At 49.5% G+C, this 22,428-nt stretch carries 20 protein-coding genes; 2 read left to right on the top strand and 18 right to left on the bottom strand.

Annotated features, from left to right (window positions below; translation table 11 throughout):
- Nucleotides 1-179 precede the first annotated feature (179 nt).
- From C5O19_RS12165 to polX, 16 genes are all read right to left on the bottom strand, one after another.
- On the bottom strand, nucleotides 180-935 hold the full coding sequence (locus C5O19_RS12165) for a hypothetical protein (RefSeq protein WP_104712504.1): 756 nt from the start codon (nucleotides 933-935) through the stop codon (nucleotides 180-182).
- Between the two features lie 297 nt (nucleotides 936-1,232).
- Complete coding sequence (locus C5O19_RS12160; RefSeq protein ID WP_104712502.1) at nucleotides 1,233-2,027, bottom strand: thymidylate synthase; 795 nt, start codon at nucleotides 2,025-2,027, stop codon at nucleotides 1,233-1,235.
- Between the two features lie 77 nt (nucleotides 2,028-2,104).
- Nucleotides 2,105-2,566, bottom strand: coding sequence for an OsmC family protein (locus tag C5O19_RS12155; RefSeq protein ID WP_104712500.1), 462 nt, complete (start codon nucleotides 2,564-2,566; stop codon nucleotides 2,105-2,107).
- A 221-nt stretch (nucleotides 2,567-2,787) separates the two neighbouring features.
- Nucleotides 2,788-3,657 carry a DUF6438 domain-containing protein gene (locus tag C5O19_RS12150; protein ID WP_104712498.1) on the bottom strand — a complete coding sequence of 290 codons (870 nt, stop codon included), beginning with the start codon at nucleotides 3,655-3,657 and terminating at the stop codon, nucleotides 2,788-2,790.
- Between the two features lie 126 nt (nucleotides 3,658-3,783).
- A complete protein-coding gene (locus tag C5O19_RS12145; RefSeq protein ID WP_104712495.1) occupies nucleotides 3,784-5,904 on the bottom strand; it encodes a tetratricopeptide repeat protein in 2,121 nt (706 codons plus the stop codon).
- A gap of 82 nt (nucleotides 5,905-5,986) precedes the next feature.
- Complete coding sequence (locus C5O19_RS12140) at nucleotides 5,987-7,441, bottom strand: CCA tRNA nucleotidyltransferase (RefSeq protein WP_104712493.1); 1,455 nt, start codon at nucleotides 7,439-7,441, stop codon at nucleotides 5,987-5,989.
- A 66-nt stretch (nucleotides 7,442-7,507) separates the two neighbouring features.
- The gene (locus C5O19_RS12135; RefSeq protein ID WP_104712491.1) at nucleotides 7,508-8,062 is read right to left on the bottom strand and encodes an L-threonylcarbamoyladenylate synthase; all 555 of its coding nucleotides are present in this window, start codon (nucleotides 8,060-8,062) and stop codon (nucleotides 7,508-7,510) included.
- Nucleotides 8,063-8,155: 93 nt separating this feature from the next.
- On the bottom strand, nucleotides 8,156-9,646 hold the full coding sequence (locus C5O19_RS12130; protein WP_104712489.1) for a hypothetical protein: 1,491 nt from the start codon (nucleotides 9,644-9,646) through the stop codon (nucleotides 8,156-8,158).
- A gap of 141 nt (nucleotides 9,647-9,787) precedes the next feature.
- Complete coding sequence (locus tag C5O19_RS12125; RefSeq protein WP_207766403.1) at nucleotides 9,788-10,261, bottom strand: diacylglycerol kinase family protein; 474 nt, start codon at nucleotides 10,259-10,261, stop codon at nucleotides 9,788-9,790.
- Entirely contained in the window at nucleotides 10,245-10,880 is a 636-nt protein-coding gene (locus C5O19_RS12120) for a DUF1361 domain-containing protein (RefSeq protein WP_165796009.1), read from the bottom strand. The genes C5O19_RS12125 and C5O19_RS12120 overlap by 17 nt, the downstream gene beginning before the upstream one ends.
- A 24-nt stretch (nucleotides 10,881-10,904) precedes the next feature.
- Nucleotides 10,905-12,317 (bottom strand): DUF4153 domain-containing protein, encoded by a 1,413-nt coding sequence (locus C5O19_RS12115; RefSeq protein ID WP_104712483.1) that lies wholly within the window; start codon nucleotides 12,315-12,317, stop codon nucleotides 10,905-10,907.
- Nucleotides 12,318-12,369: 52 nt separating this feature from the next.
- Nucleotides 12,370-12,678 carry a winged helix-turn-helix domain-containing protein gene (locus C5O19_RS12110; RefSeq protein ID WP_094809211.1) on the bottom strand — a complete coding sequence of 103 codons (309 nt, stop codon included), beginning with the start codon at nucleotides 12,676-12,678 and terminating at the stop codon, nucleotides 12,370-12,372.
- A 28-nt stretch (nucleotides 12,679-12,706) separates the two neighbouring features.
- A complete protein-coding gene (locus C5O19_RS12105; protein WP_104714072.1) occupies nucleotides 12,707-13,327 on the bottom strand; it encodes a hypothetical protein in 621 nt (206 codons plus the stop codon).
- 95 nt (nucleotides 13,328-13,422) lie between these two features.
- Complete coding sequence (locus C5O19_RS12100) at nucleotides 13,423-14,277, bottom strand: DMT family transporter (RefSeq protein WP_104712481.1); 855 nt, start codon at nucleotides 14,275-14,277, stop codon at nucleotides 13,423-13,425.
- Nucleotides 14,278-14,323: 46 nt separating this feature from the next.
- Nucleotides 14,324-15,196: a carbon-nitrogen hydrolase gene (locus C5O19_RS12095; RefSeq protein ID WP_104712478.1), complete on the bottom strand. Its 873-nt coding sequence runs from the start codon at nucleotides 15,194-15,196 to the stop codon at nucleotides 14,324-14,326.
- Nucleotides 15,197-15,294: 98 nt separating this feature from the next.
- Entirely contained in the window at nucleotides 15,295-16,992 is a 1,698-nt protein-coding gene (gene polX / locus C5O19_RS12090) for a DNA polymerase/3'-5' exonuclease PolX (protein ID WP_104712475.1), read from the bottom strand.
- A 553-nt stretch (nucleotides 16,993-17,545) separates the two neighbouring features.
- On the opposite strand from polX, the gene C5O19_RS12085 reads away from it, so the two are divergent.
- Entirely contained in the window at nucleotides 17,546-18,862 is a 1,317-nt protein-coding gene (locus tag C5O19_RS12085) for a UDP-glucose dehydrogenase family protein (protein WP_104712473.1), read from the top strand.
- Nucleotides 18,863-18,925: 63 nt separating this feature from the next.
- Nucleotides 18,926-19,933 carry a UDP-glucuronic acid decarboxylase family protein gene (locus tag C5O19_RS12080; RefSeq protein ID WP_094811382.1) on the top strand — a complete coding sequence of 336 codons (1,008 nt, stop codon included), beginning with the start codon at nucleotides 18,926-18,928 and terminating at the stop codon, nucleotides 19,931-19,933.
- Between the two features lie 63 nt (nucleotides 19,934-19,996).
- On the opposite strand, the gene C5O19_RS12075 is transcribed toward C5O19_RS12080, so the two are convergent.
- Together C5O19_RS12075 and C5O19_RS12070 are read right to left on the bottom strand one after the other, a co-directional pair.
- Nucleotides 19,997-21,148: a hypothetical protein gene (locus C5O19_RS12075; RefSeq protein WP_104712471.1), complete on the bottom strand. Its 1,152-nt coding sequence runs from the start codon at nucleotides 21,146-21,148 to the stop codon at nucleotides 19,997-19,999.
- Between the two features lie 223 nt (nucleotides 21,149-21,371).
- Complete coding sequence (locus tag C5O19_RS12070) at nucleotides 21,372-22,001, bottom strand: DNA polymerase III subunit psi (RefSeq protein ID WP_104712469.1); 630 nt, start codon at nucleotides 21,999-22,001, stop codon at nucleotides 21,372-21,374.
- Between the last annotated feature and the right edge of the window lie 427 nt (nucleotides 22,002-22,428).

Below are 22,428 nucleotides of genomic sequence, written 5' to 3'. Positions count from 1 at the left end.
GTTTTAGCTTGAGGTTAAACAGGCGAGTCGGCGGACCGACGGATACGCACTCAAAAATGAGTTTTTCTTATTGAACTCTCAACACATTCGGCGAAAATCCTGTACCAGCGATGAGTCTAAACAGTCTGTCTCCCAAAGACGTATCAATTTCCGCAGAAGTAGCGGTCAGAGCCAGAGGACTACTTTAAAAACTTTAACGTCAACAGGTTGGTTAGTGAAGAAAAGAGTAGGGCTATACTATACGCCACCCATAGAGACGTATGTGGCAATAATAAGCCCACGCCGTACAGAAAAGCTGCAAAACCAAAGCCGGAGCTGACCATTCCCCGCAAAATACGGGCACATTGGGCGGGGCCCTGCTGGATGTGCGTAAATACGGCCAGACAGGTCGTCATGATCGGAAAAGGAGTAAGCAGCCCACTCCAGACCGGGCCCGTCCAGGCCGCCAGTTGCGTAATTCCCGCGACAAAAACCGTGGCAACCAGCATTCGCAAAGGCAAATCAAAACGGGGTGGAGGTGGAATATGCGTTGGAACAGCAGGCCGCGGAAACTTCCAATAAACCAGTGCAATGAACAGTAATAAGGCTACGAATAAAACGTGTATACTGCCCGTGTAAAACTGGCCCAGATACAACGAAACAAAAATCATCGCGTAGCAGCCCATCAACAGGGGAAACCAGTGCAAGCGTGCCGCCCCTTTCGCGTAGAGCCAGGCAAAAGCATAGGTTGAAAAGCAGCCGAGAAGAGAACCCGCCGCTGACTGAGCCGCAAAACCTTTACTCTGTTCCAGGGCCAGAAAAATCGAAATAGGGCCCGCAATCCAGGGAAAACCGCCCAGCCATCCGCCCACCACATTCCCCCAGCGACGGGCGGCCAGTGTAACGCCACCAATCAGCGAGGGCATGAGAATCAGTTTGAGGAGAAGGGTGGTCATGGTAGGGGAGAAAGGCGTTGGATCGAGGTTGAGTTAGTTGGATGGGTTTCAAAAGTTTAACGTATTAAAACCCTAACACCCCGAAGGGGTTCAATCGAATTAGTTAGGGGTACAACCCCTGGTCCTGTCACGGTAATGGGCAACGTGATACGTTCATCTTAACCATACTACTCCTGGTTTTGCTAAAAACAGGTGCAAGTTCTGGATCTCATACCAAGAAAATCCCCAAGTATACCAACAAAAAGCCACGAGACAACGTCGTATCCCGTGGCTTTAGCACAACGCTGTAGTCCTGATTTATACCGCAACCGGAGCCTTGATGGCTGGCCAGGGGTCATAGTTTTCCAGCTTGAAATCTTCGTATTTGAAAGCAAATAAGTCGGTCACGTCCGGATTCAGTCGCATCGTAGGTAGGGGTCGGGGTTCGCGACTCAACTGGAGCTCCACTTGTTCGAGGTGATTGAGGTACAGGTGCGTATCGCCACCCGTCCAGATGAAATCGCCGAGTTCGAGGTTCGTCACCTGAGCAATCATCATCGTCAGCAATGCGTAGCTGGCAATGTTGAATGGTACGCCCAGAAATACATCCGCACTGCGTTGGTACAACTGGCAGGAAAGTTTGTTATCGGCTACGTAAAACTGGAACAGAGCATGGCAGGGTTGCAAAGCCATCTGTCCAAGGTCCGCAGGGTTCCAGGCTGAAACCAGAATACGACGGGAATCGGGCGATTTGCGGAGCAGATCGACAGCCTGCGTGATCTGGTCAATAACCTGACCGTCGGGGCCTTCCCAGCTCCGCCACTGCTTGCCGTACACGGGACCAAGATTCCCTTCGGCGTCGGCCCATTCGTCCCAGATACTCACGCCGTTCTCTTTCAGGTATTGAATATTAGTTTCGCCCTTCAGAAACCACAAAAGTTCATGAATGATCGATTTGGTATGGACCTTCTTCGTCGTAACCAGGGGAAATCCCTCGGCCAGATTGAATCGCATCTGGTAGCCAAATACGGAAATGGTGCCCGTGCCCGTACGGTCCGTTTTTCGGGTACCGTGGTCAAGAATATGCTGAAGTAGATCCTGGTATTGTTTCATTGATACTGGGTGCTGAACGTCGGTTGACTCCTTCTGGAAGTCTGGGTTCAGGCGGCAAAGGTAACACTTCTTAAACTTTACTCAGCCAGGCTATCCGCCTGAATTTCCTGAGGACTTACGCCTTCGATTGTCAGCGTATGAGTAATCTCAGCCGTGGGTGACAACTGAGCGGTGGCTGAGCAGTATTTTTCCATGGAAAGCTGAATGGCTCGTTCGGCTTTTTCCTGGGGTACGTTGCCTTTGATTTGATAATGCAGGTTGATTTTCCGGAACGGACTCATTTCTGTACCTTCAATTTTCTCCCGTTCCCCCGATACACTGACCCGAAAATCCTCAATTTGTAAACGTTGCTTTTTCAGCACCAAAATCACATCAATGGCCGTACATCCGCCCAGACCCATCAGTAACAATTCCATCGGCCGTACGCCTGCATTATGACCGCCCACGGCCTCAGAAGCATCAATGGATACCGAAGCCTCCGAAGAGCCGGAAGCCTGAAAATGAAAAGCGTCATCAACGCGAACTAATTCAACTTGCATGATAGGAGGGATTTTACCGTTTTGGGTAGACCTGTTTCAACATTGCATTAACAACGTTCCTGCAAAAGTAGTTTGCTTGTCCTGTTAATTGGTGAGGTAGGGTTACTTCTGGAAGGAATCTTGCCTTGGGGATGCTCGGGTACTACGACCTTTCCACGGGGCTTATCGATAATGAGAGGACTTCATAATTTAGTTCGATAAGTAATGCAGCGAAACGGGTGCTAAGTCCCAGGAATAATTTTGCCTTTCATAAACTCCTTAAATTCGAAGGCTTTCAGTACGGTTGAATCAGGAGTTAAGGCAAGGTGGTGGTACAAGTCCATCAATAGATTAAAAAGAATCCGCAATTCCAGTGGCTCTTTATCGTACCCATACACATGAACTTCTGTGGATTGATCCGCATACGTAATACGAAGTCCCCATTGCTGATCATCCGTCCAATTGGCTGCATAATACGGTTTCAACGTACGCAAATCGAGCTGCTGTAACTTGTTATTAAGTAGGCTCACGAATGGCAATGGGAGCTGTCCTCGATGCAGACCGGTCGGATTCGTATCCTCTTTTCCATGAAATAGAAAATGCCCCAAACTATCAATTTCCAGGTACATCCAGGGGCAACTGCCGAAACAGCCCGTACTGTAAAACCCAATCTTGCGAAAACGAATCTGATTCTTGGTCGTTAGTTTCCGTAGTTTTAAAACCCGTCCTGGCCGAAGATTATATCTCTTAAGAATGGCTTGGGTTGCTGCATTGGCGGGTTGGAGTTGAAGCCGATCGGCCTGTAGTTTTCGAATGGAGAAAGCAGGGTTTGAAGCCTCCTGTTTGGTTCCATGGAAATGGTTACCCAAGAGAGGGTGTACCGTTTTGATCAGGAGTGTATCGTTTTGAAGGCTATACTTCGAATACCCCAGCGAGGCAAAAAGGTACGAACAAAGAGAGTCTTCGAACGAAAACGTTATTGGCTGATCACTTAACGAGTTACGTACCAGGGCATTGGTGGTTACCCAATCGCCCTGTAAAAGGGAAAGATCCTGGGGCTTTCGAGTACAACCCCAGGCCAGAAACGCCAGTAAGAAGAGAAGTTTTTGCATAAGGCAAGTTTTACCTGAATTTTCAGACCTCTCCGATACAAAACTGTTAACAGCCTGAAACCTCCCGATTCTTAAATCTCAAAAATCTAAACTGCGGCTGGCCTACACTCAAAACAATACGCCTCCTCACACTGGACACTCCGTACTCCCCCGATTCTTCGACTTTCGCGGCGACTTCAACGATTTCCCTTTCGGATACGTGTATTCACGCGGCTGCCGTGGGACGGGTTCGGGTTTCGGCGGTTCGGGTATGGACTGAAAATCGAAGAAAGTCTGAAACTCCAGGGGTTTACCCGCGTCGGCCTTGATGGGAAAGCGGGGTTGCCCTTCAAACTCGTAGGTGTTGTATTGATAATCAAATAAATAAACGGTAATGTAGCCGTCTTTGCTGTACTTGCGGGCAATGGCGTTGGGTGAAATAAACGATTCCGCTCGCAGGTACTTACCCCGCGTAGTCAGTGAATCCGGATAATCGCTTCGGTAGAGTTTAGCCCGATTGTAAAGGAAAGAAAAATTGGTGGAATCGAGTTGCAGGGCTGTGGTGATGTAGTAATACGAGTAGCGTTTCTGCTTGGTTCCCGCGTACAAAACGCCGAGATTATTGATGGCCGTTTTGCTCAGATAGCCATTGTAATTAGCTACAGCCTTATCGTTCTGGTTGAGAATGCGGTACACGTTACCGATATTATTCCGGTAATAGCCCCCCGCCGTATCGATGGACATCGCCCGTTGAAAGTCAGCCAGCGATTTTTTGTAAGAACCCTGAGCTTCCGTTTCTTTCTTTTCAAATTCCAGTTGCAGGCCCCGGTACGATTGCGTAATCCCCCGGTTGTTGTACAACATCGGGTGTCGGGGATTTTTCAGTAGTAAACTATCGTAACGTACCAACGCTTCGGGAATACGGTCGCGTTGCAAGTCAGTGATGGCTACGCCGTTATGAGCATTGATGTTACCGGGATCGAGCTGAATGGCCCGTTTGTAATCGTCAGAAGCGTCATTAAATTGCTCGATATTCAACTGAAAATTTCCCCGGTTGGTTAGCAGTCCGGCGTGATTGGGCTCGCGTTTCAAAGCCTCATTCACGTTTCGATGGGCCAGTTGAAAATCGCCCAGTCCCCGGTAGGCTTCACTCAATCCGGCATACACGGCCGTTTCGTTAGGTTTAGACTTCTGGGCATTTTCAAATTCCGTTAGAGCGTTACGGTACTTTTTCAGGCGAATCAGCGTAAAGCCCCGGCAGAGGTAAAAATCCGCGTAGTCCGGATTATCCGGATTAATGATGTGAGCACTCGCCGCGAAATCTTTCCAGGCTTCAGCGTAGCGTCCCAGTCGGTAATAGGCCATCGCCCGTCCCAATCGACCCGGAGCATAGGTTGAATCATAGCTAATAGCCCGCTGATACTGAGCCAGAGCCTTTCCATCCAGATGCTGGCCAATCAGGATATGGCCCATGCCCGTAGCCGCTTCGGCGGAGTTGGGGCGGATGCGTAATACCCGTTGAAAGGCGGCTCCGGCGGCAGCGTAATCGCCCTTCCGGTAATGCGTATAGGCCATGCCCAGGTGAGCCAGATACCCTTCCCGGCCACCCGCATCCAGGTATTCCTGAAAAACCTGTAGGGCTTCTTCGGGCTGATTTAGGGCCAGATGGGCGTGGCCGAGGCGTAAGAGTACCTGCGTGTCAGCTCCATCCTGACGAGCCTGCTGAAAGTTTCGTACAGCTTCATCCCAGCGGTTTTGAGCCGCCATCAACTGGCCTAATGCAAGCCGGGATTTAGGATCGGTACTCACCGATTGTTGCAAGTAGCGTTCGATGTGCGGGTACACATCCGCTTTTTCCGGAGCAGATCGCCACAGGGCAATAGCCTGATTGTAGAACAGAGCATCCGAATTTTCGGGCGTAGCCGGCGTGGTTCGGAAATAAGTCAGGGCTTCCGAAAAACGACCCTGCTGACCCGCAATGAGCCCTTTCTGTAAGCCTACATTGGCAAAAGGCAGGGATGTAGTCAGCCACTGTTTCGCCTGGTCGGGGTGGCCCTGAGCTAGTTCGACCAAAGCCATGTTGTAGCGAAGTGTATCCCTTGCTTCGACCTGCAACGCTCCTTTAAGCAGGGGAGCGGCCCGGTCGTAGCGACCGCGTTTGGCGAGTTCGGCGGCTAGATTATTTAGTTTACGTAGTGAATCCGTACGGGTTTGAGCCGTACCGACATGCACCACAAAAAGTAAACCAAGGACTAGCCAACGAAGCATTCGTACTAACAAATTTCGGGATCGGAATCAGGCGTGAAATCCGCAGGAATGAGAAAAAAGGAATTTATAAATTAACGATATTTTATGATTCTTGGTCTTTCCGAGGAGCCGGGGGCGTCAATTCTTTTACGGGTTGAAAGCCCAGAGCAGCTCCGGCTTCGAGCATAAACGGATACGCATGAGCCCAGTCGTTGGGTAATGTACCCTCCAGGATAGCCTCTCGAATGGTATTTTTTAATTGGCCGACTTCCTTAGACGGCCCCAGATCAAATACGTCCATGATCATTTCGCCGGTGATGATGGGCTGGAATTGGCGAAGCTGGTCCCGTTCTTCCACTTCCTTCATCAGGGCTTCCACTTTATCAAAATTAGCGAGGTACCGTTTCACCCGATTGCCGTCTTTGGACGTAATGTCCGCCCGGCATAACCGCATCAGATCGTCGAGATCGTCCCCGGCTTCCACCATCACCCGGCGAAGGGCCGAATCGGTAATTCCGTCTTTAGCCAGGGCAATGGGCCGCAGGTGCAAACGAACGAGCTTCTGTACCTTCCGCATTTCTTCGCCCAGCGGCAAACGAAATTTCCGGAAAATAGTGGGTACCATGCGGGCTCCCATCTCTTCGTGTCCGTGGAAAGTCCAGCCGATTTTGGGGTGAAAACGTTTCGTTGCCGGCTTTGCAATGTCGTGTAGTACAGCCGCCCAGCGAACCCACAGATCGTCGCTGGTTCGGCACACGTTGTCGAGTACCTGGAGCGTATGGTAAAAATTGTCCTTATGTCCTTTGCCGTCGATTTGCTCGGCTCCTTTCAACGCCACAAAATCGGGGAAAATCAGATTTAGTAGTCCAGCAATTTCCAGTAGTTTAAAGCCGTAGGAAGGCGTTGGCGTGCGTAAAATCTTATTCAGCTCGTCAGTAATCCGCTCCTGCGAAATGATTTCGATACGGGGAGCAGTCTGCTCCAGGCCCGTAAAGGTATCCGGGTCAATATCGAAGTTCAACTGCGTGGCAAACCGAATGGCACGCAGCATTCGCAGAGGATCATCCGAAAAGGTAATCGCTGGATCCAAAGGTGTACGGATGATTTTCCGGCGTAAATCCGTCTGTCCGTCAAAAGGATCAATTAACGCACCAAAATCGTTCGAATTCAGGGAAAGAGCCAGGGCATTGATGGTAAAATCCCGCCGATTCTGGTCGTCTTCCAGCGTACCATCTTCCACGACGGGCTTGCGGGAATCGGAACGATACGACTCTTTCCGGGCTCCGACAAATTCCACTTCCCAGCCGTCGAACTTGACCTGGGCGGTACCAAAATTTTTGTATACAGCCAGCGAGACGTGTTCGCTACCGGCGTTTTTCGCGACCTGTTCAGCGAGAGCAATACCGCTACCTACGCAAACAATGTCAATATCTTTCGAAGGACGGTTCAGTAATAAATCCCGTACGTAGCCCCCAATGACGTAGGCAGGAACGTTAAGTTCTGCCGCCGAACGGGCAATAATCGGAAATACGGGATGATTTTTAAGGTGTTCAGTCATGTGAACCGGGTAATTGAGAATCCGGAAGGGCGTTGCGATCCTCCGGAATTCCAGTATTCAATCAAACTATTTACGGATAAATTCAAATTCACCGCCTACGCCCAGACGTACCATGCGGGAAGGTTTGGTCGGTTGCCAGCCTGCCGGGGCAGGTATCGTTTCCTGTACAGCCTGACGGATGTTTTCGGGAATGTCCGCCAGCGTACGGGGTGAGGGCTGTCCTGCTACCGTAGCTATTGTAGACACCAAGGGACGGCCAAAAGCCTGTACCAGATCCAGAATAGGGGATTTCTTTAATACTCGAATGGCCAGACTGCCGTCGGGGCCCAGTACATTTTCGGCTACGTTTTTTCCCTTGGGAAAGATAACCGTAAGCGGATCTTCGGCGTATTCGATGAGGTCATACGCCAGCTCGGGTACGCGTACCACATAGCGATCCAGTACGGAGGTTTCCCATAAAAGTACAATTAATCCCTGGGTGGTGGGAATCTGACAAGTATCCCGGAGCAAGGCTACCGTTTCCGAACGGGTTGCGTCGCCGCTCAGCCCCCAGACGGTGTCGGTGGGTTGCAGTAATAAGCCCCCGTTTCGTAATACCTGCAGTGAAGTTTTAAGATTCATCCGACAAAAATACAGCCCGTTTACCGTTTTCGGTTATACTGACGGGAGTCTTTACCCCCAAAGTCATCAAGAAAGGCTCTGGTACGAGAAAAGCTATTCTTCGACCACTCGTGGATGTTCGAGTCTGTACACGAAAAAAGCCTCACGGGTGGGTTGCTGACCCGTAGCCGGAAATTTCCGATAGCCCCAGCTTAGAAAATACGGTCCGTACCAGGAAGCCAGTGAAGGGTACGTATCACGGTCCATGTCCTTCTTGAGTTCCTCAGAAAATAATTCGTACTCCTGCGGTTTACCCAGCGTTTTGCTGCCCTGAATCTGCACGGCACGTACTTTGTTTTCGTGAGAATACGTAAGCCGCAGGGTATCGCCTTCCGAGCTGAGTTGTACCTGTGGTCCGAGTACGTCCGTCGTCAAATCTTTCAAATCCATCGAATTATCCCAGACGAAGCTACCCGAGGCATCCAGTCCGCATACCAACGCGTGGGTATATCGGTACGAGTCGTAACTATTGCGGCGGGGGCGACTGACTACGAAAGGGGTCGTAGAAGCGGTTGTTTTCGCCTGCGGGAAATAGGCTTCGGCCACCAGCAAATACCCATGATCAGTCGGAACTGGATCATGAATCTGAAGCAGGTAGTGAAACTTGGGGTCTTTACCGCGTTTCTGCTGTTCGGCAATCCGGTTTTTCAACCGTTCCTGCCGACTGGGTTTGAGGTAGTTGAAGAAATTTTGTAGTTCATGAAAAGGTACGTAACGAATGGCATCCGGCTCAGTACCGTTGAGTTTGGTGAGGTACAGTCCCTGCGAATAATCCGAACAATTCAGCGAATAATTTCCTACTAACAGGGATTCTCCGGTCTGTAGGCGAACAATCTTGGCAGTAATCAGGCTATTGCCGGACTCGTCACTCAGCATGGTTTTATGCAGGAGCCGACCTTCGTAATCGTACGATTGCAACTGAAGCTGACATTTGCCTTTACGGGTCAGTCGGCTAAAAACGTGGATTTGGTTGCTGCGTTCGTCCACGTCCAGTTCATTGATCGACAGGTGAGTATCGTATAGTTCGGGCAGAGCCTTTGAACTTTTGTCAAAAAAACTAAACGCCACTACTACCGGACGATCGTTGTAGGTACCCGCCAGAAAGGCTTTGTTTCCCAATACTTTAAACTTGGAAACTTCATCAATCGCCAGTACTTCACCATCAATCATTTCCGTATCGCCCGTTTCCAGGTTGATTTTCCAGATTTGAATCTTTTCGGAATGGGGATCGCCGCAGAGCCAGTACAACTGCTCGTCGGTGTGGTAGGAGAGTAAGCCTTCGAAGGGGTACTTGAGTTTGAATTCCGCTTCCCAGCGAGGTGCTAGCGTGGAGTCGTACCGACTGAAATGGTATAAATGGGCGATGCCCCGAAAGGGATCATCTACGGTTTTAGTGATCAGTACGCCCTGTTTGCCGAGTGGCAACACTTCAAAATCTTCCGATTTTTTTTCATCCCGCATAATCTCCAGCCGTTTGGAGGGCATCATTTGTGCTTCCAGCGTGCCCGCCAGGAGCCAGAAGCAGAGGAATAAAAAACGAGTCATAGTCTTTGTCGCATCGTGGCACTGGAAGTGGTTAAGCGAATGTAAGCAGGATGGTCAGCTTTGACAAGAGCAGGCAACAAAAGAATCAGCCCACCTGCGGTTTGACTCCGGCAAGTGGGCTGATGGGTTGAAAATCAGGCATTAAAAGATTTCCTCTTCTTCCGCCGGTAGGGGAATACCCAAGTCGGTCATCCACTCTTTCCAGGGAAGATATTCCTTGAACGTCATCACGCCGACAAACAAGGCAAAGAGGGCAGCTACCAGTACCGCCCCGGCGGCCAGGTCCTTAATTTCTCCAGCAATTTTCCGGTATTCGGGCGACACCATATCCACGATCTTCTCGATGGCGGTATTAATGGCTTCGGTAATCCAGACCAGTACGATACACAGCACCAGGTTGACCCAATCGCGTTTGGTAATGTTGAGGTAAAAGCCCAAAAAGATGACGACTGCTGTAGCCAGAAAGTGAATACGGGCGTTGTTTTCCGAATAGACCATTACGCGTAGCCCTTTGCTGGCGTACCGGACACTTCGGAAAAACTTGGGAATATCAATGGGCATGGCTCTGGGCTGTACAGGTTTGCGAATGGACCAACGGTCAGTAGGATCGCTCATTCTCCATCAAACTTAAAAGCATCAAGTACGAAATTCCAAGGAGTACGGAAAATTCAAGCGTCATCAGCATCGCCTGTTTGCTGACCAGACTTTCCAGAATCTGCCGCACGAGTAAGGTCGGGTGGGTAAACGGGTGCCAGCTGTTGAGGCGTTTCACCCGGCCCAGATAGATACCAAAACTGCTGAGGGGCAGGGCGGCCAGCATCAGACAATCCGCCCATCGCGGCAGAATTCGCAACAGGTTTTTTCGCATCCAGTGAAAGGAAAGCAATCCGCAGAGCAAGCTTACAAAAGCATAACTGAAAATCATCACCGCGTCGTGCCAGACCGGAATGCCCATCGTGTTCTGAATATGAATCAGATCCGTGATGACGTAGGGAGCATTCGGGAAAAACAGGAGCCAAAGCGTCCCTACGGCCACGAGTTTGAGTCGGGAAGGCTGATGCGTCAGTTTTTCGAACCAGAGTGAAAACACCAGCGGAAGCCAGGCCAGAAACAGGTTCCAGTTGATCATAACGTACCAGCCACTCCGGAGCAGTCCGAAACGAATGACCAGAAAGCTGGCGGAAAGAAGCGAGAGAGCCGTCAGGCTGGCGAGTTGAAACGTACGGGATTTCATAGGCATGAAGTGGGAATGGATGAATTACTTGGAAAAGGGGTGGGTTTCGATGTACTGATTAATTTTCCAGTCGGCGTAATTCCAGGATTGCCAGGTTTGAGGACGTTTCCGGTATCGGTTCTGAAAGGCTTGTGTCTGATGAATGAACGTATCCTTTAATTCCGAATGCGTGGTTGTATAAGCCTGTAGCTGCGGTAGGTTGTAAGGCATCAACTGAAAGAGGTAGGATACGTCCCGGGTACGAGCCTTCGTCAGGTTGTATTGGGTGATGACTTCTACCCAAGGCACGGCCGTAAGTAAAATAAGTACGAAATAGCAAAGCCAGCTGTTGACGCGAAAGAGGAAGGCGTTTGACTTCTTTGAATGAATTTTATAAAGCGTGGAAAGTAAACCGCAGCCCGTCAGGAAAAGCCACAGGTAGACACCGATGCGTTTGTAGGTGAGGCCGTAATTTTGAATGTACAAGGTATTCGTATAGGTGGTAATGCCCAAAAGCAGCAAATTCAGAACGATCCAAGTGTAGGCCAGTTGAACCAATAGCCGGTTCTTCGGGAAAAAGTTAAGATTTTTACGGAAGTAAAAAAGTACCAACGAAATAGCCAATAAGATACTTAAAATCAGTACGTTGACGCTATCGTGTACGGATTGAGAAAGCTCAGAAGCAGTTATGGCGTGTCGGCCTTTGTTAAGCATCGAACTTTCAAACCCCAAAAAAACGAGCAGGAGCAGATTCAGCATACCCAGCATCGCAACGCCCTGGCGGTATTCCCATTTCAAGCCTAACAAATGGCCGGAGTAGCGGCTTCGAATGCGGGTGACTGTATTGGAAAGGTTTAAATCAGCTTTAGTGAATAGTTGAGCGGAATACGGAAATAAGAGAGCAGGAAGCCAGATAAAGCCTAGAATAGTTAAAAGAACATAATTGGTATCAAGCGTATAGGAATTCTCGAACAGACTAAAATCGGGGTTTGCCCAGTAGTATAATCCGTAAAAAACGATTGTAATCAAAAAGGGAAGCAACAGAATCCGGAATTGCCGAATCAACTGGCGATGCGTGGGTTTGGAATTCGATGAAGCGAACCACTGTGAACCAGCCTCAAACGAAGCCAGACCCACACTGCTTAACATGCCGTTGAAGGCCGAAACATACGGAGAAAGCCGGGGGACGGAAGAATAGCCAACGAGTAGAAAAAGGGAAGCGAAATACAGCAACACCGCCGTAGAACCCCCATACAAACTAGCCGAACCGCCCGAAAGCAGCAGTCCCAGTACGCTCAGCTGGATGGTTGGATGCCGAAACGAATCGGTTTTTCGGACGTATACCAACCCGAGTACCAGTAGTGAAAAAGCCATCACATTCAATCCGGCGGACTGATTATAAAACAGATAATTCTGCAAGAGAACGGCGGTGAGTAAAACGTAAAAGGCCCGTGGCATAAGATGTTTTTTAAAAAGTACTTTGAATTACAAAGTTGAAGTACAAAAAAAATTAGGACTTATTCGGTACTGATTTTAAAAGCATTTCCAGAGCGTCCAGGTGTTCCTGAAAGGCCTGACGACCGCTAAGGGTAGCCTGGAAGGACGTATTAGGTTTACGGCCAATGAAGCCTTTCCGTACGGCTACGTACTGTACCTTTTCGAGGGCCGTCAGGTGGCTGGCCAGGTTCCCGTCAGTTTGCTGCAAGGTTTCTTTGAGCGTGTTGAATTCCACCCAGTCGTTCACCATCAGCACCGACATGATGCCGAGCCGAACCCGGTTCTCAAACGCTTTATTTAACTGCTCAATTACATTTTTCATACCACCAATCAGACCCGCTTGAGTCCGCTTAAGCTCCGTATTTCCGGTACAGAATGATGCCGTACAGAATGTGGAGTACTCCAAAACCCAGGGCCCAAAATAACAGGCTGGTACCCGTTGCCGCAAACCAGCCGCAGATAATACCCAATAAAAGCTCGCAAAGCCCCAGATTTCGTACATCACTGTGGGTATACTTACTGGCATTAATCAGAGCAAGGCCGTAAAAAATCAGTGTACTGGCGGCAATGAGTTCAGGGGCTCTGAATAAAAGAAAGTAACAGAAAATACCTCCCGTAGCTAAAGGAATGGCCAGATTAACGAACAGCCGTTTCGACGTAGCATCCCAAATTTTCCAGCCTTTAATCCGGGCCCGACGGTTCGTAAAATAAAAACCGCCAATGAGCGATAACAGCAGTACACCGCCGAAGTTGACAATGAAAAACTGATAGAACCCATAGGGGCGATCGGCGAACGGCGTGGTGACCAGAGAAGGCGTACCTTCCAGAAATTTCCAGGCGGCTGCGGCTCCTACTAAGGCCACACTTCCCGCAAATATGCCGGATAATCCGCTTAAAGACAGGAAACGTGAGGACCGTTCCATCATCTGACGAATCTCAGACAAGTCGCGTAGTGGATCTTCTTGAATCATTTGCTGAAGTACTTTGTACTGCAAAGTAAACGGAAGAAAGTTTTACAAGTCAAGCGTATCGGCAAAAGTTTTTTGCAGGCCATGAAAATGACGCCTTATTTTTTCTGGCCCATCCACAAACCAACCAGTACCAGCACTGTACCCAGGCCCGTGTACCAGCTAAACGGTTCGCCGAGCAAGAAGGTCGCGTAAGCGAAACCAAATACGGGGCAGAGGAAAAGAAACAAGGAAGCTCGTACGGCATCGGTATGCAACAGCTTCAACCATAATTGCACTGCCAGTACGGATACGAAGATGGTCAGCCAGACTTCTGATGCCCAGAAACGCGTATCGAAAAGATTGGCTTTTTCGTGAAAGACAAATACCAGCGGCAGGCAAATCAGCCCCGCCATCAGTGTTTGCCAGCCATTGATACTACTTCGCGAAAGTTTCCAGTCAATGCCCGAAAAATAGATCGTAGCAATGGAGTAGGAAAGCATACTCAGAAAAAGTAGCAGGAGGCCCTGCGGAGTAGCGAAACTATTTTGCAGCAGGGGATACGTAGCCAGAGCAACGCCAGCCATGCCCAGAGCAATGGCCGTCCATTGTTTGGAAGCTACTTTTTGTCCCGTCCAGAACGCGGATAAAACACTGATCAACAGGGGATTCAGGGCAATGGCTAAACTGCCGATACCCGCCGCCACCTGTTTCATGGCAAAAACAAACAGACTGAGATACACCACGGTATTCAGCAAACCAAACGTCGCGATCTGCACCCATTCTTTGCCTTGGGGCAAGCGTTGTTTTTCAATGCCCAGGGCGTAAGCCAGTAGGAGGATGCCCGCTCCAAAATAGCGAATGTCAAACAACAGCATCGGTTCTGCCGATTGCAGACCGAACTTGGCGGCAACGGATGCCGAAGACCATAGGGCGGCGAACAGCAGGCCCGTACCCCAAAATGAATTTTTCACAGGAAGAAAAAGAAAGGCGGAACCTTGATTCCGCCTTCATCAATACTTATTCGTCAATAAATCGTTTCGTAATGGGCTGGTAGGAATCAATCCGGCGGTCGCGGAAGTACGGCCAAGTGGTACGAATGCGGTCGGCTGCTTCCAGATCCAGTTCCTGTACGTGTACCGTCTCTGCTTCGTGCGGAGCCAGATACAGCAAACCACCGTGGGGTTTAGCAATGAAACTACCGCCCCAGAATTGCTGATCGGCTTCCCGACCCACGCGGTTTACGGACACGACGTAGACGCCATTGGCAACCGCGTGACTCCGCTGAATGGTCTGCCAGGCGTCGTACTGCTCCTGATTCACCTGAGCGTCCGTTTCGTTCACGTCCCAACCGATGGCCGTGGGGTAGAAGAGTATTTCGGCACCCATCAGAGCCGTAATCCGGGAAGCTTCGGGATACCATTGGTCCCAGCAGATCAGGACGCCAATTTTAGCAAACTTGGTATCGAAAACCTTGTAACCCAGGTCACCGGGCGTAAAGTAAAATTTCTCGTAATAGCCCGGATCATCGGGAATGTGCATTTTCCGGTATTTGCCCAGATACGTACCGTCGGCATCGAGCACGGCGGTGGTATTATGGTACAGCCCGGCGGCTCGTTTTTCGAACAGCGAAGCCACAATGACGACGCCCAGTTCAGCGGCGAGCTTGCTCATACGATCGGTCGTAGGACCGGGAATGGATTCAGCCAGCGAAAAATTGTGGTGATCTTCCACGTCGCAGAAGTACAGCGACGTGAACAATTCCTGCAAACAGACAATCTGAGCCCCCTTGGCAGCGGCTTCGCGGATGCCCGCTTCGGCTTTCTGAATATTGGCTTCAACGTCCGCAACATTGGACATTTGAACCAGACCTACGTTAACTTTTTTATTCATTTCGTTAATAAAAGAATTCCGACTTTGAGTTGAGTACCCGAAAAACGCTTCTTTACAAACGTGAGCGTAGCGTTTTGGTTCCGAAAAACCGGCTGGCTTTAACCAATTTTCCGCTGGGCAAGATACGCCTGCATTTCCGATTGAGTCAGGGTATTAAACGTCATTTGTCGCGTGAGTCCCCCCTTGCGGGCTACCGCCACGCCGTAATGCATATCCTGATATCCTTCGATGTGGTGAGCATCGGGATTGATGGAAATACGTACACCTTTTTCCAGGGCATACGGAATCCACCGCCAGTCGGCATCGAGTCGGTAGGGGCTGGCGTTGAGTTCCAGCACCACACCATTGGCAGCACAGGCGTCGATGAGTTTCCGCTCATCCACGGGGTAGCCGGGGCGGGAGAGGAGTAGCCGGCCCGTGGGGTGACCAATAATCGTCGTATACGGATTTTCAATGGCCCGAATCAAGCGTTGCATCGCTTTCTCCTCAGTCATTTTCAGGTTCGAATGCACGGAGGCCACGACAAAATCAAAGGATTTCAGAACGTCAGTATCGTAGTCCAGCGAGCCATCGCCGAGAATATCCGATTCGATTCCTTTGAAAATATGAAAGTCAAGACCTTCCGCCCGAAAGCGTTCGTTGAGCTGGTCGATTTCCTGGTGCTGCTGGTAGATCCGTTCTTCACTCAGACCGTTGGCGTAGGTAGCCGATTTGGAGTGGTCGGCAATGCCGAGGTACTGCAAACCTAGGTCCGCCGCCGCCCGGGCCATTTGTTCCAGCGTATGTTTCCCATCCGACCAGGTCGAGTGGTTGTGAACAGTACCTTTTAGGGCCTCCCAGGTAATCAGGTCGGGCAGGCGTTGCAGCGACTCCGGCGAAAGTTCGTCGGTACCATTCCGTAGTTCGGGTGAAAGATAGGGCAGACCCAGTTCCGCGTAAATGGCTTCCTCCGTATCGTGTGGCTCTTTCAGAGTCGTCTTCAATAACGTCGAATGAGCGATGGGTTGCGTTAGGTGTTCCGGACTGGAAGAGCGAATAAAAACCTGATTGATAAAGGTCTGCGGGCGACTGATGCGTACTTCGACAGGAATGCTTCGATCCAAAAATTTCCCCCGCCAAATGAAGGGTGTTGACGCTTTTTCGTCCTGTTGTACAAACTCCAGCGTGTTCAGAAACTTCTGTACTTCTGCCGAGTTTTCGGCGGCGGTAACCAGTTGAATCAAATCTACGATTTCTGCTTTTTGACGTACCTCGCCCGTAATCTGGGTTGGAAACTGCTTTTCCAATGCTTCACAAAGTACTTCAGCCAGTACCTGAGCCACATCCATGCGAAGTTTGGAAGAATTCGATTGCAGGAAAAGCAGATTGGTATGAATCGTTTCCTGGGTCTTTTCGCCAAAGCCCTTGAGCTTCGCAATTTCGCCGTTTTCGCAAGCCAGCAAAAGTTGTTGCGTATCCGTAATGCCGAGCTCTTTCCAGATCACCCGTATTTTTTTGGGACCAATTCCTTTAATACGGAACATGTCCAGAATACCTTCCGGAGTTTGGGCCAGGAGGTCATTGAGATCTTTTAACGTACCCGTACGTCGAATTTCGTCAATTTTGCTGGCCATGCTTTTGCCCACCCCGGGCAGTAGCGAAAGCTCGGCTAACGGTACCGTCGTAAGGTCGGCTGTCGTTTTATCCAGATTAAAGGCTGCATTCTGGAAATTTCGGATTTTGAAGTCATTCTCACCGTGCAATTCTAATAGCTTGGTGGTCAGTTCGAGTAGTTCGACAATCGCTTCGTTCGTCACAAGGCTTCTATTTTAAGTGGGCAAGATAAAGCCAGATTTCAATTTTTGCGTAGGCGTCCACTCATTTCAGTCCGATGTACGTATAGTACCTAGTGGTTAGCTATCGATTTCTGATTCCGTGAAATTAAAAGGACAATACACATACTGAAAAGACAAAGCCTATAGGTAGCTGCTATGTTCTAACAAACCTGCAAAAGTGAAGGTTTTATCATAGGGATTTAGTTGTTTGAGGTACTTGAATATTTATACTCAATACTTTATTTGTAGCGATTCGAATCCCCTAAATCTTTCTTAGATATTAGAATTTTACAAAAAACAAATGGTTACTTTAAGGGTTATACTCCTAAGAAAATCAGGGGGAAGTATCAAAAAATGCATTGAAATTTGATAATTTAAATGTTAAATTGAATCCTTTGAATAATTAGTCAACCGTCAACTCAAATTGTGAACGGAAACTCAGGCTTTATCGGAAAAAATATATTTTTGTGCGAGGCATTTTAAAAATCCAATCGCCGTCGAAAGCCATTAAACTGTTCAACGAACTGTCCACACTATGAAATTAGCCGTTGTAGGCACCGGATATGTAGGCCTGGTTACAGGCACGTGTTTTGCTGAAACTGGAAACCAAGTGACCTGCGTCGACATCGACGCTCGCAAAGTTGAGAAGATGCGTAGCGGCATCATTCCCATTTACGAACCCGGTCTGGAAGAACTCTTCCTGCGCAACACCAACGAAGGTCGCCTTCAGTTCACGACTTCCCTTGCGGAAGGCATCGAAGGAGCCGAAGTCATCTTTTTGGCCCTGCCCACCCCTCCCGGTGAAGATGGTTCAGCCGATCTCAAATACATCCTGGGCGTAGCCAAAGATCTGGGTCCGCTGTTGAAGCAGTACGCCGTCATCATTGACAAATCGACGGTACCCGTGGGCACGGCCGAGAAAGTACGGGCGGCCATTGCCGAGAACGCTACCGTCGACTTCGACGTGATCTCCAATCCCGAGTTCTTACGCGAAGGCGTAGCGGTAGAGGACTTCATGAAGCCCGATCGCGTGGTGATTGGCACCTCATCGGAGAAAGCCAAAGCGGTCATGAACCGGTTGTACGCGCCGCTGGTGCGCCAGGGCAACCCCATCATCTTCATGGATGAGCGTTCGGCCGAGATGACCAAGTATGCGGCAAACGCGTTTTTGGCCGTCAAGATCACGTTTATGAACGAGATTGCTAACCTCTGCGAGAAAGTGGGCGCCAACGTCGATGACATCCGTCGCGGCATTGGTACCGACAGCCGGATTGGCAAACGCTTTTTGTTTGCCGGGATTGGTTACGGTGGGTCATGCTTCCCCAAAGATGTGCAGGCCCTGCACAAGACCTCCCAGGATTACGACTACGACTTCAGTATCTTACAGTCGGTGATGAGTGTCAACGAAGATCAGAAGACCAAGCTCATTCCGCACGTACTGGATTATTTCGGTGGAGATGTGAAAGGCAAGACGATCGCCATCTGGGGACTGGCCTTTAAACCCTACACCGACGATATTCGGGAAGCACCGGCACTCTACAACATCCGCGAGCTGATTGCTCAGGGCGCTCACATCAAAGCCTACGATCCCGAGGCGATGGAAAACGTAGCGAATCTTGCGGACATTGGCTCAAAGATCACCTTCACCAAGGATGCCTATTCGGCGCTGGTGGATGCGGACGCGTTGATGATTATGACGGAGTGGCCGCAGTTCCGCACCCCGGAGTTTGAGAAGATGGAAAGCCGTTTGAAGAACAAAGTGATTTTTGACGGACGCAACGTCTATGAGCTCGAGGACATGCAGGAGAAGGGCTACACCTATTACTCCATCGGTCGCGAAAAAGTTAATTAATTGATTTCAAGAGAGGGAAGAACCACACATCTTTCCTCTTTTTTCTATACTATTCACCTTTCTATGAAACGTGTACTAATCACCGGAGCAGCCGGTTTCCTCGGATCTCACTTGTGCGATCGGTTTATCAAAGAGGGTTACTATGTCATTGGGATGGATAACCTGGTAACGGGCGATCTCAAGAACATCGAGCACCTTCGATCCCTTCCTACGTTTGAATTCATCCATCACGATGTATCCAATTACATCGATGTACCGGGTGAACTGGATTATATCCTGCACTTTGCCAGTCCGGCCAGTCCGATTGACTACCTGAAAATTCCGATTCAAACGCTGAAAGTAGGTTCACTGGGCACGCACAACTGTCTGGGACTGGCCAAAGCTAAAGGTGCCCGTATTCTGGTGGCATCAACTTCGGAAGTATACGGTGACCCGCTGGTACACCCGCAGACGGAAGATTACTGGGGTCACGTAAACCCCATCGGTCCTCGCGGTGTATACGACGAAGCTAAGCGTTTTCAGGAGGCCATCACCATGGCTTACCACCGATACCACGGTGTAGAAACGCGGATCATTCGTATTTTCAATACCTACGGACCCCGGATGCGACTAAACGACGGTCGCGTATTGCCCGCCTTCATTGGTCAGGCTCTGCGGGGTGAAGACCTGACGGTATTCGGCGATGGTTCACAAACTCGCTCGTTCTGTTACGTGGACGATTTAGTAGAAGGAATTTATCGCTTGCTGATGAGCGATTACGCCGAGCCCGTGAACATCGGTAACCCGGTTGAAATTACCATCAAGCAATTTGGTGAAGAAATCATCAAGCTAACGGGTACCAAACAACAACTGGTCTTAAAGCCCCTACCGCAGGATGATCCCAAGCAGCGTCGTCCGGACATTACCCGGGCTCAGCAAATCCTGGGCTGGGAGCCGCAGGTGACCCGCGAAGAAGGATTGCGTCGTACGTACGAATACTTCAAAAGCCTGCCCGAAGAAGAACTCTATAAAGCAGCCAACTACCGTTTCGGTACGCCTTATCAGGAAGGCAGCCACACGGTAAGCAAATAAGATAAACCTAGTAAAAAGAAAACGCCAGTCCTGCGACTGGCGTTTTCTTTTTACGGCCATAGATTAGTGATTACCGTTCATTCGCTGGGGAAGGGGGTGACCGTTGCGGACGGAACTACTTTCCAGTCTGGGTTCTCGGGAAACCTCGGAAGACGGAAGTTCGGTCAATGCGTATAATTGCTGGCGAAGTCGGTTCCGACGTTCAGTCAGGTCCGTCAGCGGCGTCAGGAAACTAAGTTTGTTTTCGAGCGTCCCTTTCTGAATCAGATGCTCGGAAAGACTGCCTTCGGTTTCCGCCAGGCGTTGTTGCTTCTGCAGGCGGAGTTTGCGTAAACGCTTGAGTTTCGGCCCCGCCTGTAGCCAGCGGAACCAAAAGCCCTGAAGAATCGGGAAGGATACGCCCAGACACACGGCACCGGCTACGGCAAACAGCACGCCCGACAGTACGAACGAAGCCAAGGCAAACGGACTCGTAACCAGCCCCTGATTAAGTACATCCACCTGCTGCATCTGCTTTTCAACCTGCAGAATGGCCGAAGCTGAGGTTTGATCAGCCTGCTGGAGTTGCAGGTTTTTGATGTTTTGGGTAATGGCCTGCTTCATTTTATCCGTCCGATAGGCTTCGTACCGGAACCAGCCCAATACAAACAGCGTCAATACGGAAAAGATAGCCAGGGTAATTTTGAATGAAGCGTACAGTTTCTGACTCTTCTCCTGATTCTGCAGGTATGGTCCTTCAATGAGCCGATCGTATACTGGTTTTAGTAGTACGGATACCATCGCCAGGCCTACGGCGAAAAACCAGGCTTCCGTTGTATTCCGGATATTGAGGGCATAGGCTACAATTTCGTGCGAAATGATCAGGTCACCCGCTACGAAGGAAAGGCCCGCTACGAAATACAGGAGTCCCGCAAACAGCGAGTACTTCGGAGCCGCTTTCTTGTATCGTTCTTCCAGCGAAGCAATGTCGGCTTCCGTTTCGCTGACGCTCTGATTTTGTCGGGCAATGTCTTTATTGATACTGTCGATCTTGACCAGATGCTGTTGCAGCGAACCATACGTTTGTTGCTGATCCTGGCGGGTTTGCCGGATTTCCGTGTCAAGTTCCTGTATTTCCTGCTGAATGAACGTACGCTGGTGCTGAAGTCGGTCCGACTCGGGCTGATAAGGGGGGTGGAATGAGTTGCCTTCGGGATAGATGGGTTCCTGTGCCATTCGTTTCTACGATTAATACATGGGTTAAGATTCCTTCTGAAAAGTCAGAAGAAAAAAGGCCAATAGTAAAAAAGTAGAGTTGTTTCGTAGAAAGACTAAGCTATGGGTTGGGAACAAGATCCGGGATTAGGCACATCCGTACCTATACAAACGTAAAAAATGCCCGTTGCGTTGACTTCACAAGAAAAAAATATTGGTACGGGGTGAAAACATGCAGTAAGATTTATGCCGTAAAGAGCTGTTTGAGTACCGTCCACAAGGCTTTTTTCTTGGCCTTGTCTTCGTGCAAATCTTTCAGATGATCAACCATAACGAAGTTGATCTCTTCAACGGGGCGTATCTGGTACGGCATCAGAAATACCTGAATGCCCATTTTTTTGAGTGGCACACCGAAACTAAGCACGTGATGAACCGCCTTGCTACTCAGCAAAGACTGGTACTGGGACAGCAGCGTTTGTGAAACATCCAGTAAATCGACGGATTCCAGTGAAAGCCCAACGGATTTAAGAATGTTCTGCAGTAAATCGAGGTCCTTCTCACTCGGATTGTCCGTGAGTACTAGGAGTTGGTGCTGGAAACGCAGGGGCGTAGGTTCCGGCGTTTGAACCGGAGCTGTTTTTTCGGTGGGCGGTACCACCACGGGTGTAGGGATTGGTAGAGCAGGTTTCTGTACCTCTGGGATCGGCTGGGGAGCTTCGACGGGAATAGCAGCTACCGCAACGGCTGTTTGTGGTACCGTCTGAAGGGGTTCAGCTACCGGCGTAGCTGGAACGTGTTCCGACGGAATTAAAAAAAGTTGTTCGTCGGAAAAAAGCTGTTGCAGGAATACCGGGTCAGGTGAACTGTTCATCATGGTTCAAAAATACGGCTTCCCAATCAACTACTTATCATAGACACCTGATAAAATCAACTTGCAGACCAGAATCTGTACACGGGTGAAGTAGCTAACAGGCCTATCCCCAATCCTTTTAGCTTGTCTACACTTCGTGGGAGAAATCCTGATCGGCCTTGGTGTTATAGGTGCTATTTCTTCGCGTTTTCTTCAACAACTGATTCAGCATTCAACGCCCAGATCTTCTTTCAATTCACGGGAAATTATTGAAGTTTTAGCGGTGGTTCACAGGTCCAAAACGGACTTCTATACGAAGTGTGTAATAGTAAATTAGAGTAATGAAACGTATAGTTATGACTAAAATCTTACTAGATTAAATAATATAATTCATTTTTTTATTTAAATAATCCTATTAATTTTCAGCCAGGATGAAATGATCTATTTACCT

Origin of the sequence: Siphonobacter curvatus (assembly GCF_002943425.1) — a bacterium.
Lineage (GTDB): Bacteria > Bacteroidota > Bacteroidia > Cytophagales > Spirosomataceae > Siphonobacter > Siphonobacter curvatus.
Note: the sequence above shows the minus strand (reverse complement) of the source record. Positions and strands in the feature narration are given on the sequence as shown.

Coding starts and splice junctions, on each gene's coding strand:
- C5O19_RS12115 (WP_104712483.1), bottom strand. CDS start 12,317: ATGCCACGGGCCTTTTACGTTTTACTCACCGCCGTTCTCTTGCAGAAT.
- C5O19_RS12130 (WP_104712489.1), bottom strand. CDS start 9,646: ATGACTCGTTTTTTATTCCTCTGCTTCTGGCTCCTGGCGGGCACGCTG.
- C5O19_RS12095 (WP_104712478.1), bottom strand. CDS start 15,196: ATGAATAAAAAAGTTAACGTAGGTCTGGTTCAAATGTCCAATGTTGCG.
- C5O19_RS12125 (WP_207766403.1), bottom strand. CDS start 10,261: ATGAGCGATCCTACTGACCGTTGGTCCATTCGCAAACCTGTACAGCCC.
- C5O19_RS12155 (WP_104712500.1), bottom strand. CDS start 2,566: ATGCAAGTTGAATTAGTTCGCGTTGATGACGCTTTTCATTTTCAGGCT.
- C5O19_RS12075 (WP_104712471.1), bottom strand. CDS start 21,148: ATGGCACAGGAACCCATCTATCCCGAAGGCAACTCATTCCACCCCCCT.
- C5O19_RS12105 (WP_104714072.1), bottom strand. CDS start 13,327: ATGATTCAAGAAGATCCACTACGCGACTTGTCTGAGATTCGTCAGATG.
- C5O19_RS12165 (WP_104712504.1), bottom strand. CDS start 935: ATGACCACCCTTCTCCTCAAACTGATTCTCATGCCCTCGCTGATTGGT.
- C5O19_RS12150 (WP_104712498.1), bottom strand. CDS start 3,657: ATGCAAAAACTTCTCTTCTTACTGGCGTTTCTGGCCTGGGGTTGTACT.
- C5O19_RS12145 (WP_104712495.1), bottom strand. CDS start 5,904: ATGCTTCGTTGGCTAGTCCTTGGTTTACTTTTTGTGGTGCATGTCGGT.
- C5O19_RS12080 (WP_094811382.1), top strand. CDS start 18,926: ATGAAACGTGTACTAATCACCGGAGCAGCCGGTTTCCTCGGATCTCAC.
- C5O19_RS12110 (WP_094809211.1), bottom strand. CDS start 12,678: ATGAAAAATGTAATTGAGCAGTTAAATAAAGCGTTTGAGAACCGGGTT.
- C5O19_RS12120 (WP_165796009.1), bottom strand. CDS start 10,880: ATGAAATCCCGTACGTTTCAACTCGCCAGCCTGACGGCTCTCTCGCTT.
- C5O19_RS12140 (WP_104712493.1), bottom strand. CDS start 7,441: ATGACTGAACACCTTAAAAATCATCCCGTATTTCCGATTATTGCCCGT.
- C5O19_RS12135 (WP_104712491.1), bottom strand. CDS start 8,062: ATGAATCTTAAAACTTCACTGCAGGTATTACGAAACGGGGGCTTATTA.
- C5O19_RS12070 (WP_104712469.1), bottom strand. CDS start 22,001: ATGATGAACAGTTCACCTGACCCGGTATTCCTGCAACAGCTTTTTTCC.
- C5O19_RS12085 (WP_104712473.1), top strand. CDS start 17,546: ATGAAATTAGCCGTTGTAGGCACCGGATATGTAGGCCTGGTTACAGGC.
- C5O19_RS12160 (WP_104712502.1), bottom strand. CDS start 2,027: ATGAAACAATACCAGGATCTACTTCAGCATATTCTTGACCACGGTACC.